Source organism: Noviherbaspirillum sedimenti, from assembly GCF_003590835.1.
Taxonomy (GTDB): Bacteria; Pseudomonadota; Gammaproteobacteria; order Burkholderiales; family Burkholderiaceae_D; genus Paucimonas; species Paucimonas sedimenti.
The window spans coordinates 3732069-3747036 of sequence record NZ_QYUQ01000002.1; the positions used below are offsets into that span (position 1 = coordinate 3732069).

Consider the following 14968-nt stretch of genomic DNA (forward strand, 5'->3'; position numbering starts at 1 on the left):
ATGGCGTGGTTATCCTTTCAATCGTTCCAGTAAATTATTAGTGAGCACTGACTGCGCTTCTTCGAGTGGCACAGTCACGCCCAGGGTTTTCATATCGACGGTTTGCAAACCGGCATAGCCGCACGGGTTAATCCAGGAAAACGGCGCCAGATCCATTTCCACGTTCAGCGAAACGCCGTGATAGGTGCAGCCGCTGGCGCGCACTTTCAAGCCCAGCGCGGCGATCTTCGCGCCCTGCCAGGGGCCGGCGGCGATATAGATGCCAGGGGCGCCGGCCTTGCGTTCTCCCGCCAGATTATATGCGGACAGGGTGTCGATGACCGCTTGTTCAATAGTATGCACCAGTTCGCGCGCGTACATGCGATCTTCGCGGTTGCGCTTCAGGTCGAGCATCAGGTAGAGCACCACCTGGCCGGGACCGTGGTAAGTCACTTCGCCGCCGCGGTCGGTCTGGATGACCGGAATGCCGTGCGCATCCAGCACATGTGCGGTATCGGCCGCCAGGCCCAGGGTGAACACTGGCGGGTGCTCGACAACCCACAGTTCGTCAGGGGTGGCGGCTTCGCGCGCAGCGGTGAAGGCGCGCATGGCAGCGAAGGTCGGCTCGTAGTCGGCCCGCCCGAGGTGACGCACCAGCACTACAACACCACCTTGACCATCGGGTGCGAAGAAAGCGCGCGGTACAGGTTGTCGAGTTGTTCACGGCTGGTGGCGCGCACGGTCACGGTCAGCGCAAGGTAATTGCCCTTGGCGGAGGGGCGCATTTCCATCTTGCCTGCATGGAAACTCGGGTCGTGAAGGGTGACGACTTCCACCATGATCTGGGCAAAGGCATCCTGCATTGCGCCCATGATCTTGATGGGGAAGTCGCTCGGGTACTCGATCAGGCTGTCGGTCGGTTGCGGCATGGCGTTTCCATACTTTCGTTCATACCGCGCCATTTTACGCCGTTCTTACTTCAGCCACAGGCGCATGGAATCCCAGGCGCGGCCGAACATGCCGGCCTGGCTGACCTGTTCCAGCGCCAGCACCGGCAATTCGGCCACCGCTTTGCCATCGACCATCATCTTCATGGTGCCGACGCGGCTGTTCTGGTCGATTGGCGCCACCAGCGGGTCTTTGCGCTCCAGTACCGGCTTCATCTTGGCGGCGGCGCCCTTCGGTAACGTCACATAGACGTCGTGGTTGAAGCCGATCTTCAGCTGGTTCTTCGAACCTTTCCAGACTTGCGGTGTATCCACCGCCTGGCCCTTGGCGTACAGCTTGACGGTGTCGAAGTTCTGGAAGCCCCAGTTCAGCAGCTTCTGGCTCTCCTGGGCGCGCATCTGGTCGGAGGTGGTGCCAATCATCACCGAAACGAGGCGACGGTCGCCGCCGACGCCGGGGCGCTTTGCCGAGGAAATCAGGCAATAGCCGGCGGCTTCGGTATGGCCGGTCTTCATGCCATCGACGGAAGGATCCAGCCAGAGCAAGCGGTTGCGGTTGGGCTGGGTGATCTTGTTGTAGGTGTAGCTCTTGGTCGAGTAAATCTTGTAAAACTCGGGGAAGTCGTTGATCAGGCGCGTTGCCAGGATCGACAGGTCGCGCGCGGTCGAATAGTTGTTCGGGCTGGGCAAGCCGTGGGCGTTGGCGAAGCGGGTCGATTTCATGCCCATCTTCTGGGCTTCCTGGTTCATCAGGGCGGCGAAGGTCTCTTCGGTGCCGGCCACCGCTTCGGCCAAGGCGACCGCGGCGTCATTGCCGGACTGGACGATCAGGCCATACAGCAGGTCGTTGATCTTCACTGGCGTGGCCGGGTCGATGAACATTTTCGAGCTGCTGGGATCGACTTTCCAGGCGCGCACCGAGACATTCACGCTCTGGTTCAGGTCGAGCCGCTTGTCGCGGATCGCGGCGAACGCCAGATAGGCAGTCATGATCTTGGTCAGCGAGGCCGGCTCGATGCGCAAGTCCGGATCCTGTGCGGCGACCACTTGCTGGCTGGTGGCGTCCAGCAGCAGCCAGGATTTGGCGGCCAGGGTCGGCGCCGGCAGGCTTTGGGCAAAGGCGGAGGAAGCTGCGGAAGCTGCAAATAGCAGGCTGGCGGCGCAGGCCGCAAATAATTTTTTCATGGATAGAACGATCAGACGAAAGGAATGAAACAGCGGGGAATCCCGAATTATAGCCCCGCTTGCTTAGGCGAAAATGACACCCGGCGCGCACGCCGCTAGCGATGCCACATTTCGACCACGAAATTCTTGATATGTTGCAATTTTCTGTTGAAAAAATGATCGCAGCCGGGAATCACGATCACCGGCAAGTCTTGCGGCCGGGCCCAGTCGAGCACATTTATTAATGGAATGGTATCGTCTGTTTCACCATGGATGACGATGGTGTTGGCCGGCACCGGCGGCACCGGCCACTTGCCGGCGGCGGTACCGGTCAGGACCAGCCGTTCGGCCGGCCGGCCTTGCGCGGCCAGGCGTTCCTGCAACTGCGCCTGCACCAGGGTGCCGAAGGAAAAACCGGCCAGCGCCACCGGCAGGCCAGGATACTGCGCCTGCATATGGTTAAACAACAATTCCATATCGTCGGTTTCACCTCCGCCGGCGTCATGCTCGCCGGCGGAGGCGCCGACGCCGCGGAAGTTCATGCGCGCGGCGACGTAGCCGATGCCGGCGAAGGTGCGCGCCAGCGTGGTGGTCACCTTGTTGTCCATGGTGCCGCCGAACAGCGGGTGCGGATGCGCTACCAGGGCAATGCCGCGCGGCGCAGCGTAGCGCTCGGGATCGGGCAGCTCCAGCACGCATTCGAGCGCGCCGGCGCCGCCAGCCAGGGTAAAGGGCTGCAGGCGGGAGCGTCCAGGGGAACTCATACGGGAACTCATACCTTCAGGCGCTCGACGACCTTGCCGCCGACCAGATGTTCGTCAATGATTTCATCGATGTCGTGCGTGTCGACATAGGTGTACCAGGTGCCTTCGGGGTAGACCACCAGCACCGGTCCTTCCTCGCAGCGGTCCAGGCAACCGGCCTTGTTGATGCGCACCTGACCCTCGCCGCTGAGGCCGAGTTCCTTGATGCGGCGCTTGGCGTGTTCCTGCGCTTGCTGCGCGCCCTTGTCAAAGCAGCATGGGCGGCCTTCCTCGCGATGATTCAGGCAAAAGAATACGTGGTGCTGGTAATACGGTTTGTCGCTCATGGCGCTGACTACTCCTGGCTGGCGTGAGCCCGACATGATACACCGCCCTCATTTTCGTTTCATGCGGTGGGTGGGATGCAGCAGGAACCAGAGCGCAAAGAAGGGCCACATGAGTGAGAGGAATTGCGCGGCGCCGTTAAAGTTGAGGAATTTTCCCTGCACCCAGCTTTGCAGGGTGGCGACGAAATACGGGTTGCTCGGCATGAGATTGACGACGAACAGGCCCAGCGCGAGCATCAGCACGGCGATGCGCCGTTGCGCCACTGGCGGTGCGAACGACAGGCCGAACAGCATGACGCCGGCAAACAATAGCCCGCCCTGGGCGCCCGGGGTTAGCCAGCTGAAGGCATTGGCAGGGTTGAACAGCAGGGCGTTGGCCAGCGACTTGGCGGCGAGCGTGGCCGCTACCAGCAACAGCGCCAGCGGCGCGCGCGGCGCCACCGGCTTCAGGGTGACCAGCAGCAGCAGCACGGCGCCAGTCATGCCGCAGGCGGTGATGACCGTCTCCGCCAGCCAGTTTTGTTCAATTGTCAGCTCGAGGCCGCCGCGCAGCAGCGCGGCCAGGTCGAAGGGTTCCTCCAGCCATTCGGATAGCCAATCCGACAGGATCGTTGCGAGCTGGCCGTGGCCGAACAGGTAAGCCAGCGGGTAGAGTTGCGCCAGCGGCCACAGACCGGCGATGATCAGGCCGCGTCCGGCGTCATCGAAGAACCAGTGCCGGCGCAGGCTCAGGAAACGGCTTTGCTCGAGAAACGTCGGCGTCAGCAGCACGCCGGCGACGCCGCCGGCCAGGCTGCCGGTGACATTGGTGTAGAGGTCAAGGTTGGAAGGCACCCGCGTGGGCAGGAAGGTCTGCGCCGCCTCCATCGAGCCCGACAGCAGGGTACCGGCCACCAGCGCAAGCACGATGGCGCCGGCGCCGCGCACATGCGGATAGGCGGCGAAGGCGACCAGGATGCCGAAGGGCACATAACCCACCACATTGGTCAGCGCATCGAACACGGTCCAGTAATGCGGTAGAGGACCGTACAGGAAGGCTTGCGCTGCAATGCCGTTGTCGCGCCAGCCGGTAAACGGGAACAGGCTGGCGTACACGATCAGCAGGAGGTACATCAGCAGGCCGACCCGCGCGAAGGTCGAGGCCGCGGGCGGCTGCTCTCTTGTAACAGACATCGGCTGCCTCAACGTTTCAGCGGCTGGCGGGCCAGCCAGGCCAGCATGTCGGCGATCACGGTGTCGCTGGCGGCGGCCAGCGCACGCGCCGCCCCGGCGGCATCGTTGCTGCGCGCCGGCGCACGCACCGCGAAGCTCTTCTGCGCGACCAGGGCGCGGCCGTTGTAGAGCGAGGCGCGCAGCGCGATGCTGCCGTAGCTGTGCTCGGGCGAATCGAACACATGGGTAAAATCATCGGCCTCGATCTTCAGCAGCGACAGGTTGCTGGGGCCATCGACAGCGGACGCCGCCACGCCGCCGGCCTGCACGATGCGCGCTTTCAGGCGCTGGCCGAACAGCTCGGTGGGTTGCATGATCCAGCGCTGTTGCGCGTAGGCGCGCGGCTGCTGGGCGTCGGCATACAGCAGGCGGTAGAACATCAGCGGACTGTCGAGCCAGGCCGACGGCGTGACTTCGGCGACGCTGATGGCGATCGACGGCTGCGCGGCTGGCGTCGCGCCTGCGGTGGTGGCCGCAGCAGTGGTAGCAGCGGTAGCAGTGGTAACAGCGGCAGGGGCAGTAGTGACAGCCGGCAGGGGGCCAAGGTCGTACAGGCTGGCCGACGACAGGCGGCCGCTTTGCACGGTGCAGCCGGCAAGCAGCAGCGCGCCGCACAGCAGCGGTAGCATGATTCGCAGGGATGCGCGGCGGATGGCGAAATGTTTTTTCATGGCATTCGGAATGGTCATGGTCGTCAATTGTTCCCCGGCGCCGCAAAGCCGGCTTCGCCCGGCCCCGGCGCGCGTCCGCTGGCGCCGAACAGGATACTTTGCGGCTGTTCGCGGAACGTGTCGATGGTGCGGTTCAGGGCGCGCAGCGTCGAACGGGCGTCGTGTGCCAGCGGCAGCGCTTCCGTCTCGAGCCGGTTGGCGACGGCGCCGACCTGGTCGATGGTATTGGATAGCCTGGATACGGTGCCGTCCGGGCCTTGCAGGCCGCTGGTCAGGGTATCCAGGTTTTTGCTCAATGCGCTGACGTCGCGCGACAGCGCATTGATCGATGCCAGGGTCTGGCTGGTCTGGTCGGCCAGTGCCGGCAGCCTGGCAAGGGTCGGCTGCAACTGGCGCGGGATGGTTTCGATTTCCTTGGCGGCTTCGCCGATGGATTGAAACGACGACAGGATCATCTTTTCGTTTGCCGGCGTCAGCATGCCATTGACGCGGCGGGTCAGTTCCTCGGTTTGCTTCAGGATTTCCATGCCCTTGCTTTGCAGGGTATCGAACAGGCTGGCGCGCATTTCGATGCGCGCCACCTGCTTTTCCGAACTGCGCACCCGCACCGGCTTGCTGCCGTCGTCATCCAGCTGCACATAGGCGATACCGGTCACACCCTGGTAACCCAGCGTGCCATAGGTCGATTGCGTGACGGGCGTATCGGCCTGCACGCGCAGGCGCACCAGGATCTGGCCGGGCACATTGGGGTCGAAGTCGATACTGTCCACCTTGCCCACTTCCAGGCCGCGGTAGCGCACCGCCGCCTGCGGGTTCAGACCGGGAACCGACAGCTTGGTGGCGATTTCGTAGGGGACCATTTCCTGCTCGTCGCGTCCCAGCCACATGGCAATCGCCACCGCCGCCGCCAGAAGCGCGACCGTGAACAACCCCGCCAGCAATGCATGTGCCTTGTTTTCCATTTGCGTGCCTCTTGTTCTCCGTTATGGGTGCGTCGCCTTGCTTTGCACTTGTTCCAGTGCACGCAGGCTGCGTTCGCCCCAGAAATACTCCTGAATGAATGGATGCTTGACCGCCATCACCTGTTCGCGCGTGCCGTCGGCGATCACATGCTTGTCGGCCAGCACCGCGATGCGGGTCGAAAGCGCATACAGCGTGTCGAGATCGTGTGTGATCATCACCACCGTCAGTCGCATCGACTGGTGCAACGTGCGGATCAGTTCGACAAAACTGTCCGCCATGGCGGGATCGAGCCCGGCGGTCGGTTCGTCCAGGAACAGTAACTCCGGCTCCAGCGCCAGCGCGCGCGCCAGCGACACGCGCTTGACCATGCCGCCGGACAAGTCAGCCGGCATTTTCGTCGCTTCGGCGGGCGTGATGCCGACCAGGTGCAGCTTGAACAGGGCGGCATCGCGGATCAGTGTCTCCGGCAGCGTGCGCAATTCGCGCATCGGCAGAGCGACATTGTCGAAGGCGGACAGCGCCGAAAACAGCGCGCCCTGCTGGAACAGCATGCCCCAGCGCTGGCGCAAGCGTTGCAGATGCGCCGCATCGCCGCTCTGGATATTTTCACCATATACTTCGACGCTGCCGCGCGCAGGCCGGTTCAACCCCAGCATCTGCCGCACCAGCGTGGTCTTGCCGGTGCCGGAGCCGCCCACCAGCGAGAGGATTTCGCCGGTGTGCACTTCCAGGTTCAGGTCCTGGTGCACGACGTGGTTGCCGAACTGCGTCCACAGCTTGCGCACCCGGATCAGCGGCGCCTGCATCAACTGTACCCCACGCCGCTGAAGACGATGGCGAACACGGCATCTGCCACGATCACGATGGTGATTGCCGTCACCACCGAAATCGTGGTGCCCTGGCCCAGGCTTTCGGTATTGGGTTTGATGCGCAAGCCGAAATGGCAGGCGACCAGCGCAATCAGGATGCCGAATACCCAGCCTTTGCCCAGGCCGATCCAGTAATTGGCCAGCGGCACCGCATCCGGCAGGCGCTGCACGAAATAGGCCGGCGCCAGGTTCAGTTCCAGCTGGGCGGCCGCCATGCCGCCGATCAGCGCCATGGCATCGGTCCAGATCACCAATAGCGGCATGGCCAGCGACAGCGCGATGACCTTCGGCAGGATCAGGCGAAAGCCGTGCGGCAAGCCCATCACCAGCATCGCATCCAGCTCTTCGGTGACGCGCATGACACCCAGCTGGGCGGTGATCGACGAGCCGGAGCGACCCGCCACCAGGATCGCTGCCAGCAGCGGTCCCAGTTCGCGTATCACGCTCATGCCGAGGATGTTAACCAGGTAAATATCGCCGCCGAAAGTGCGCAACTGTTGCGCCGACAGGTAGGATAAAACCACGCCGATGAGGAAGCCGACCAGGGCGGTGATGCCGAGCGCCTGGTAGCCGGCGTGGTAGATATTGGCGGAAATTTCCTTCCAGGGCGCCCGCTGCGGCCGCCGCAGGAGGGTCCCGATATCGAGCATCAACTGTCCAAACAAGGCCAGCAAGCCAAGCGCGTGCCCGAGCAACTCCCGCCACACCGACAGCAGCGCCGCCGGCGACCACCAGGACCTTTGCTGCGGCGAAGGCAAGGCCAGCGCGCCAGCCTGCTCCAGCCTGTCAAAATAAGCGTCATGCAGCGGCGAGACCGTCAAACCAGGGGGGCGCCGTCGCTCCCAGGCATTCCACAGCCATTGTGCGCCGATATGGTCAAGCGCAGTCATGCCGGACAAATCCCACAGCAGCTTGGCGCCCCCGGCCGGCGCAGCTTGCAATGCCGCTTGCAGTGCCGCCAAAGTGCCGGGCTGCGCCAACCCATGCACCTGCCATGCGCCACGAGCGCAAAAGCGCGCTGGCACATGTTGATCCAGGCTTAGTTCCGGTTTGTCGAAGTCGGGCATGCCTTGAGTGTAAGGGAGAATGTCAAAAGCGTCATCCTGGGAAAGATTGCATGGCGTCTTACGCGGCAGAGGGCAGTGACAGTGGTTTTATCGCAAGATTACTGAAATATTGCCAAAAAAACATTAATTGTTTTTTGCGTTCATAAGGGGTTGTGGTAACTTTATGCAATAAATTTAATAAAGAATGGCAATTTTCCTTTCGATAAGGAAATAGTGGGGACATGGATAAAACGGTTTTGCTGATCGAAGACAACCCGGATGAAATCCTGCTGGCCCGGCGGGCGTTCGCCAAGGCCGGACTGGAAGAGGGCTTGCGCATTGCCGACGGCGGCGCAGCGGCTTGCAGCCTGCTGCGCCAGGATGGCGGGGAAGCCTGGCCGGCGCTGGTGCTGCTCGACTGGCAAATGCCGGGCAAGGATGGCTTGATGGTATTGCACGAATTGAGCGAATTGCGTCGTGCCGCGGTCTTGCCGGTGGTGGTTCTGTCGTCGTCGGACGACCCGGGCGATATCGCCGCCGCCTATGCCGCCGGCGCCAACAGTTATCTGCGCAAGCCGGTCGATTTCGATCTGTTCGTACAACTGCTGCGCGACCTGCACCGTTATTGGATTGCACACAATGCCTTGCCGACTCCGCGAGGGCACACATGAATCATGCCTTGCTGCGCGTGCTGCTGGTGGAGGATGCCGACGACGATGCGCAATTGCTGTTGCGCCTGCTGCGCAAGGAAGGCTATGTCCCGGACTATCAGCGCGTGGACAATCGTACGGATCTGGCCGCGGCACTGGCGACGTCGCACTGGGATCTGATCATTTCCGATTACGCAATGCCTGGTTTTACGGCGCATGACGCCCTGGAGATCTACAAGCAGGCTGCGCTCGACATTCCCTTCATCATCGTTTCCGGCCACATCGACGACGTTTCGGCGGTGGCGGCGATGCGCGCCGGCGCCCACGATTACCTGTTGAAGGATAACCTGGCGCGGCTGGCGCCGGTGATCGCCCGCGAACTCGACGAGGTGCGGGTGCGCATCGCCAAGCGCCGCGCCGAGCAGGAGCTGCGTTTTCACGCCTATCACGACCCGCTGACCGGGCTGTTGAACCGGCGCGAATTCGAGCGCGTCCTGGAGATGGCGGTGTGCGCGGCGCAACGCGACTGCTCGCAGCACGTGCTGTGCTACCTCGACCTCGATCAGTTCAAGCTGGTCAACGATACCTGCGGCCATGTCGCCGGCGACGAACTGCTGCGCCAGCTGGGCGCCAATCTTAGCCATCACATCCGTGCCAGCGACACGCTGGCACGCCTGGGCGGCGACGAGTTCGGCCTGCTGCTGTCGAACTGCCCGCTGGACGAGGGCATGCGGATCATCGCCAGTCTGCAGGAGTTGATCCGCGATTTCCGCTTCCCGTGGCGAGAATCCGTATTCCAGATCGGCTGCAGCATCGGCGTCACCGTGCTTTCTGCCGAGACCGCCGCCGCCGGCGAGGCCATGAGCGCAGCCGACGTCGGCTGCTACGTGGCCAAGGAGCTGGGGCGCAACCGCTGCCACGTGTACCAGGCCGACGATCAGGAACTGGCGCAGCGGCGTCGCGAAATGCAGTGGATCTCGCGCATCGGCGCCGCGCTCGAAGCGAACCGCCTGGCGCTGTATCAGCAGCCGATCTACCGTATCGGCGCCGGCGCCGCACCGGTGCTGGCCGGCCACGAAATTCTGCTCCGCATGATCGACGAGGACGGCACGCTGATTCCGCCCAATGTCTTCATTCCGGCGGCCGAGCGCTTCAAGCTGATGGCGTCGGTCGATCGCTGGGTAGTGCGCCGGCTGTTTGCCGCCATCGCCGCCAGGCAGCCCCGCTGCGCACTGGCGGGCGACGACCTGCTGCTGTTCGTCAACATATCGGCGGCGACGGTCAATGACGCCGCCTTCTTCGATTACGTGCAGCAGCAACTGGCGGAATTCGCCATTCCGCCGCACCAGGTGTGCCTGGAAATCACCGAATCTGCGGCGATCGCCAACCTCGCGGCGACCACGCCGCTGTTTGCCCGCTTGCGTCAGCTTGGTTGCCGCTTCGCGCTCGACGATTTCGGCAGCGGCCTGTCGTCATTCGGTTACCTCCGGCACTTGCCGGTCGACTTCGTCAAGATCGATGGCGGTTTCGTGCGCAACATTGCGTGCAACCCGATCGACCTGGCAATGGTGGAGGCGATCAACAAGATCAGCCATGTGATGGGCTTGCAGACGATCGCCGAATTCGTCGAATCCGAGGACGTCATGCGGGCGCTGCAGGAACTCGGCGTCGAATACGCGCAAGGCTTCCTGCTGGGACGGCCGCAAGTCCTGGTCGACGCCGATGACGCGCCGCCGCGCGGAGCATAGCCGGTGGCCGCGCTGACACCTGCCCCGCTGTATGGGCGACGCAAGGCGATCGCCAGGCTGACCCATGCCTGCCGCCAGGTTAATCCGGAACATCCGGTATGGATACTGACCGAAGGGCCCGCCGGCATCGGCAAGACCAGCCTGGTCGCCTTCGTGCGCGCCGCGCTGCAGCTGTCGCCGACACAGTATGGCGCCGGCAAGTTCGAGCAGTTTCATCGCCAGACGCCGTATGGCGCGCTGATCGTCGCCCTGCGCAAGCTGCTGCAGGCGGTGATGGTCTTGCCGGAGCCGCTGCGGCTGGAATGGCGCGACATACTGCGCGGCGGCGCCGAATCGCAATTGGCGCCACTGACCGACGTCTTGCCGGAACTTGTCTTCCTGCTGGGGGCCTTGCCGGTGCCTGCGCCGCTGCCGCCGCAGCAAGCGCAGGAGCGCCTGGAAGCGGCGTTCGCACACTTCATCGGCTGCTTTGCCAGGGATGGCCATCCGTTGCTGCTGTTCCTCGACGACCTGCAATGGGCCGACGTCGGCACCCTGCGCCTGTTGCGCAATCTCGATGGCGCTGCGCGCCTCGGCCAACTGATCGTGCTGGGCACCTTCCGCGACAATGAGGTGACCGCGCTGCATCCCTTGACGCAATTGCTGGAAACCCTGGAGAAGCAGGCGCTGCCGCCCGTGCGTATCCGGCTGGCGCCGCTGTCGGCCGCCGACATCGAGGAATGGCTGGCGGATGTCTACGGCGTCGAATCTCCAGCTGCGGCCGCCTGGCTACAGCAGCAATCGGAAGGCAATCCCCTGTTCGTCAGTCAGTTGCTCGGCACCTTGCGTGAACGCGCCGTATTGCACCGGGACGGCGGCGCCTGGCAGTGGGATGCGGCGCGCCTGGCCGAAGCGCGCCTGGCAGACAACATCCTCTGCTTCATGGAAGCGCGGCTGCGCGAACTGTCGCTGGAGCAGCAAGGCCTGCTGTCGTGCGCGGCCAGCATGGGTACCGAATTCGGCGAGGACGAGCTGATGTGCATCCTCGGTCTGGCGCGTGAGCAGGTGCAAAGCCAGCTGGCGCGCACCAAGGATGCGCAGCTGACCGAGCATGTACGCGACGGCAACTGGCGCTTTGCGCACGACCGTATCCAGCAGGCCGCTTACCGGCTGCTGCCGGAAGAGCAACGGCGCGAGCAGCATCTGCGCATCGGTCGCCTGCTGCTGGCCGCCACCACGGCGCAGGCGCTGGACGCGGCCAGCTTCGATCTGGCGGCGCAATTCAACCAGGCCATCGAATTGCTGACGCCAGAGGAGCGGCTGACGGTGGCCGACCTCAACCTGCGCGCCGGTCGCCGCGCCAAAAATGCGGCAGCCTTTGAAGCGGCACTCGGGTATTTTCGCGCCGGCCACACGCTGTTGCCCGAGTCGGCCTGGCGCAGCCACTATCCGCTCATTTTCGAGCTGGTGAAGGAAAGCGCCGAGTGCGCCTATGCCACAGGTGAGCTGAAACTGGCCGGCCAGCTGTTCGACGAAGCCCTGGCGCACGCGCGTGAACGGCTCGACCGCGCCCGTATTTACGGCATTATGATCATGTTCGCGCTCAACGGCGGCCACGCGCGCGATGCCTGGGATTATGGCAGTACCTGCCTGGCCGAATTCGGTATCGCCCTGGGCGGCGACAATGATGCGATGGCTGCCGCCATCGAGCGCGAGGAGCCGCTGTTGCGCCAAAGGCTGGCGACTGCAGTGCGCCTGTTCGATGAGCCGGCGCATTGCAGCGCAGAGCAGGAGGCGGTCGCCGACTTGCTGTTAGGGCTATACGTTGCCGGCTACCAGTTGGGCAAGCATTCCTATGCCTATATCACGCTGCGCTTGCTCGAGTTCGGTCTTGCGGCCCGACACAAGGCGGCACTGGCGTTCGGCATGATGAATTTTTCCGTCCTCCTGATTTCGCGCCACGGCGCGTATGCGGAAGCCGAGCAGCATGCGCAGGCCGCGCTGCAACTGGCGCAGCAGATCGACGACACGCAATTGCGCTTGCGCATCGACTACAGTTACGGCTCGATGGTTGCGCACTGGACCCAGCCGGTCGCGGTCGGCCTGCAGGCGCTGGAGCGCAGCTATGAGCTGGCGCTCGCCAATGCCGACAAGGTCTACATCGGACTTGCCCTGAGTTTCAGTTTTCGGGCACGCATCATGGCCGGCGAAACGGTGCCGGCATTGCTGCAGCTGTGGGAACGAACCGACCCGGTGATCCAGCAGATCAATTCGGTGCCGATTGTCGCCATGTACGCGATGAACCGGCAGTGGCTGCGCGCATGGCAGGGACGGACCGTCGCACCGGCCCGGCTGGCCGGCGAGGATTTCGATGACCATGCCTTCGAGGCGCATCTGCAATCCCTGCCGGCCAAGTCTCCCTACCACTGGTTTGGCTTGCTGCAGGCGATCCTGGCATACATGCACGGCGAGCTGGCATTGGCGCAGCGCTGGATCGTCCATGCCGACGCCAATCTCGAGGCGGTGACGGGGCAGTTCGCCATTCCCGAGCACCATTTCTGGCGCACGCTGATCCTGCATGCCGCCGGCGACCACCAGGCCTTGCCGGCCGGCGTGCAGAAAATGGCAGAATGGGGTGCGGCCTGCCCTGCAAACTTCGGCCACCGCGCGCTGCTGCTGCGCGCCGAACTGCTGCGCTCCCGCGGCCAGGTGGACGCGGCGCTGGCGGCCTATCTTGGCGCCATCGACCAGGCGCGCCAGCGCCAGCATGGGCTCTTGCTGGCGCTGGCCCTCGAGCGGATCGGCGACTATTTCCTCGATCTGAAACTGCAGCACCAGGCGCGCGCCTACCTGCAGGAAGCGGTTGGCGCCTACCAGGACTGGGGCGCGCCGACCAAGGTCCATCAGCTGCGGGCGCGATATCCGGAACATGCGGTGTTGCCAGGTCATGTCGACGGCGATGCGGTAACGAACGCCACGCAAGCCATCCTGTCCGCGCTGGGCGACATCCATCTGGATGGCCTGTTGCGCCAATTGCTGCCCTTGCTTGCCCGCACTACCGGCGCCAGCCGGGTTGCCGCCTTTATCGTACGGGAAGGCGAGTTGATGCTGGAAGGCCAGAGCACCCAGCGCGTTGCCGGTGACGACTATCCATTGCCGCCGGCGCTGCAGCATGCCGAGGACTATCCGGCGCAGCTGATTTCCGACAGTTGCGCGCTGCATCAGCCGATGGTGTTGGCCGCGCCCGCGCATCATCCGCAATATGGCGCCCATGCCTGCTGGCACCGGCATCCGGCCGCCGCCGTTCTGTGCCTGCCGATCCTGCGCCATGGCCGCCTGCTCGGCGCCCTCTATATGGAACGCGAACAGGGCGACTCCTTTGCCGCCACCTTGTCGCTGCTGGAATCGCTGTTGCGCCAGCTCGGTACGGCGATCGAGAACGCGCTGCTGTATGCCGATCTCGAACAGCAGATCGTCGAACGCAGCCGTGCCGAAAAAGTTGCGCGCGAAGGCGAGCGGCGCTGGCGCACCTTTCTCGAACATGCCCGCATGGCGGTGATGACGCTGGATCTGTCCGGCGCGATCGAGTATGTCAATCCCTTCCTGTGCGAGCTGTTCGGCTATGCCGAGGATGAATTGATCGGCAAGGACTGGACGCGCGTGTTGCTGTCGCCGCAGGAGCAGGGCGCCGGCCAACAGGCCATGCTGCGCGCGGAACTGCAGGCGCACGGTCATTTCAACAGCCTGGCCAGGCTGCGTACCAGGGAAGGGCAGGAACGTCTGATCGCCTGGTCCAGTTCGCTGCTGCGCGATCCTGACGGCCGGCCAATCGGCAGCATTGGCATCGGCACCGACATGACCGACCAGCGCAATGCAGAACGCGCCTTGCGCCAGTTGAACGAGGAACTGGAACAGCGCGTGGTCCGCCGCACCAGCGACCTGGCCGCGGCCAATCAGGAGCTCGATTCCTTTGCCTATTCAATCTCGCATGACCTGCGCGCGCCGCTGCGCAGCATCGATGGCTTCAGCCAGGCCCTGACGGAGGATTATGGCGCGGGGCTGGATGCGCAGGCGCTGGATTACTTGCGGCGCGTGCGCAATGCCGCGCACCGCATGGGCGGCATGATCGATGCAATGCTGCATATGTCGCGGCAGACGCGCGGCGCGCTGGCGACGGAAGAAATCGATCTGTCGGCGATGGCGCAGGAAGTGCTGGAAGAGTTGCGCCAGCGCGCACCGCAGCGCAGCGTCCGGCTGCTGGTCGCGCCGGGCTTGCGGGCGCGTGCCGATGCCCGGCTGATGCGGGTGACGCTGGACAATCTGCTTGGCAATGCCTGGAAGTACAGTGTCGGTGCCGCGGCTGCCGAAATCGCCTTCGAGGCTGAGCAGCGGGAAGGTGAGATGGTTTACTGCGTGCGCGACAACGGTGCCGGCTTCGATATGGCGCGCGCCGGCAAGCTGTTCCACGCATTCCAGCGCCTGCATGCCGATGTTGAGGGACACGGCATTGGCCTGGCCACCGCACAACGCATTATCCACCGCCATGGCGGGCGCATCTGGGCGCAGGCCGAGCCAGGCAAGGGCGCTGCCTTCTTCTTTACGCTGGCCTCCTGAACGAGCGTTTGCTGTCGCGACAATTCCCGCTAAGCT

At 63.9% G+C, this 14968-nt stretch carries 13 protein-coding genes; 3 read left to right on the top strand and 10 right to left on the bottom strand.

The window, feature by feature from the left end; genetic code table 11:
* Window positions 1-9 precede the first annotated feature (9 nt).
* From lipB to D3878_RS17365, 10 genes are all read right to left on the bottom strand, one after another.
* A complete protein-coding gene (lipB, locus tag D3878_RS17320; RefSeq protein WP_233556490.1) occupies window positions 10-588 on the bottom strand; it encodes a lipoyl(octanoyl) transferase LipB in 579 nt (192 codons plus the stop codon).
* 50 nt (window positions 589-638) lie between these two features.
* Entirely contained in the window at window positions 639-908 is a 270-nt protein-coding gene (locus tag D3878_RS17325; protein WP_199688195.1) for a DUF493 family protein, read from the bottom strand.
* Between the two features lie 45 nt (window positions 909-953).
* Window positions 954-2111, bottom strand: a complete 1158-nt coding sequence (locus D3878_RS17330) for a D-alanyl-D-alanine carboxypeptidase family protein (protein ID WP_119786626.1) — start codon at window positions 2109-2111, stop codon at window positions 954-956.
* A 95-nt stretch (window positions 2112-2206) separates the two neighbouring features.
* Window positions 2207-2854: an alpha/beta hydrolase gene (locus tag D3878_RS17335; protein WP_119786627.1), complete on the bottom strand. Its 648-nt coding sequence runs from the start codon at window positions 2852-2854 to the stop codon at window positions 2207-2209.
* An 8-nt stretch (window positions 2855-2862) separates the two neighbouring features.
* Window positions 2863-3180 carry a (2Fe-2S) ferredoxin domain-containing protein gene (locus D3878_RS17340; protein ID WP_119786628.1) on the bottom strand — a complete coding sequence of 106 codons (318 nt, stop codon included), beginning with the start codon at window positions 3178-3180 and terminating at the stop codon, window positions 2863-2865.
* A 48-nt stretch (window positions 3181-3228) separates the two neighbouring features.
* Entirely contained in the window at window positions 3229-4353 is a 1125-nt protein-coding gene (locus D3878_RS17345; protein WP_119786629.1) for a VanZ family protein, read from the bottom strand.
* Between the two features lie 8 nt (window positions 4354-4361).
* Window positions 4362-5081 (bottom strand): ABC-type transport auxiliary lipoprotein family protein, encoded by a 720-nt coding sequence (locus tag D3878_RS17350; protein WP_233556373.1) that lies wholly within the window; start codon window positions 5079-5081, stop codon window positions 4362-4364.
* Window positions 5082-5086: 5 nt separating this feature from the next.
* Window positions 5087-6025 carry an MlaD family protein gene (locus D3878_RS17355; protein WP_119786630.1) on the bottom strand — a complete coding sequence of 313 codons (939 nt, stop codon included), beginning with the start codon at window positions 6023-6025 and terminating at the stop codon, window positions 5087-5089.
* Between the two features lie 21 nt (window positions 6026-6046).
* Window positions 6047-6832, bottom strand: coding sequence for an ABC transporter ATP-binding protein (locus D3878_RS17360; protein ID WP_119786631.1), 786 nt, complete (start codon window positions 6830-6832; stop codon window positions 6047-6049).
* Window positions 6832-7962, bottom strand: a complete 1131-nt coding sequence (locus tag D3878_RS17365; RefSeq protein WP_119786632.1) for an MlaE family ABC transporter permease — start codon at window positions 7960-7962, stop codon at window positions 6832-6834. The genes D3878_RS17360 and D3878_RS17365 overlap by 1 nt, the downstream gene beginning before the upstream one ends.
* Before the next feature lie 221 nt (window positions 7963-8183).
* On the opposite strand from D3878_RS17365, the gene D3878_RS17370 reads away from it, so the two are divergent.
* Genes D3878_RS17370 through D3878_RS17380 form a run of 3 tightly spaced genes read left to right on the top strand, consistent with a single transcriptional unit; the run spans window position 8184 to window position 14932 of the window.
* Window positions 8184-8612, top strand: coding sequence for a response regulator (locus D3878_RS17370; RefSeq protein ID WP_119786633.1), 429 nt, complete (start codon window positions 8184-8186; stop codon window positions 8610-8612).
* Window positions 8609-10339 carry an EAL domain-containing protein gene (locus D3878_RS17375; RefSeq protein WP_119786634.1) on the top strand — a complete coding sequence of 577 codons (1731 nt, stop codon included), beginning with the start codon at window positions 8609-8611 and terminating at the stop codon, window positions 10337-10339. The genes D3878_RS17370 and D3878_RS17375 overlap by 4 nt, the downstream gene beginning before the upstream one ends.
* 3 nt (window positions 10340-10342) lie before the next feature.
* Complete coding sequence (locus D3878_RS17380) at window positions 10343-14932, top strand: AAA family ATPase (protein WP_119786635.1); 4590 nt, start codon at window positions 10343-10345, stop codon at window positions 14930-14932.
* Window positions 14933-14968: the final 36 nt, after the last annotated feature.

Coding starts and splice junctions, on each gene's coding strand:
- D3878_RS17325 (WP_199688195.1), bottom strand. CDS start 908: ATGCCGCAACCGACCGACAGCCTGATCGAGTACCCGAGCGACTTCCCC.
- D3878_RS17335 (WP_119786627.1), bottom strand. CDS start 2,854: ATGAGTTCCCCTGGACGCTCCCGCCTGCAGCCCTTTACCCTGGCTGGC.
- D3878_RS17365 (WP_119786632.1), bottom strand. CDS start 7,962: ATGCCCGACTTCGACAAACCGGAACTAAGCCTGGATCAACATGTGCCA.
- D3878_RS17375 (WP_119786634.1), top strand. CDS start 8,609: ATGAATCATGCCTTGCTGCGCGTGCTGCTGGTGGAGGATGCCGACGAC.
- D3878_RS17350 (WP_233556373.1), bottom strand. CDS start 5,081: ATGACCATTCCGAATGCCATGAAAAAACATTTCGCCATCCGCCGCGCA.
- D3878_RS17345 (WP_119786629.1), bottom strand. CDS start 4,353: ATGTCTGTTACAAGAGAGCAGCCGCCCGCGGCCTCGACCTTCGCGCGG.
- D3878_RS17360 (WP_119786631.1), bottom strand. CDS start 6,832: ATGCAGGCGCCGCTGATCCGGGTGCGCAAGCTGTGGACGCAGTTCGGC.
- lipB (WP_233556490.1), bottom strand. CDS start 588: ATGCGCGCCTTCACCGCTGCGCGCGAAGCCGCCACCCCTGACGAACTG.
- D3878_RS17370 (WP_119786633.1), top strand. CDS start 8,184: ATGGATAAAACGGTTTTGCTGATCGAAGACAACCCGGATGAAATCCTG.
- D3878_RS17355 (WP_119786630.1), bottom strand. CDS start 6,025: ATGGAAAACAAGGCACATGCATTGCTGGCGGGGTTGTTCACGGTCGCG.
- D3878_RS17330 (WP_119786626.1), bottom strand. CDS start 2,111: ATGAAAAAATTATTTGCGGCCTGCGCCGCCAGCCTGCTATTTGCAGCT.
- D3878_RS17340 (WP_119786628.1), bottom strand. CDS start 3,180: ATGAGCGACAAACCGTATTACCAGCACCACGTATTCTTTTGCCTGAAT.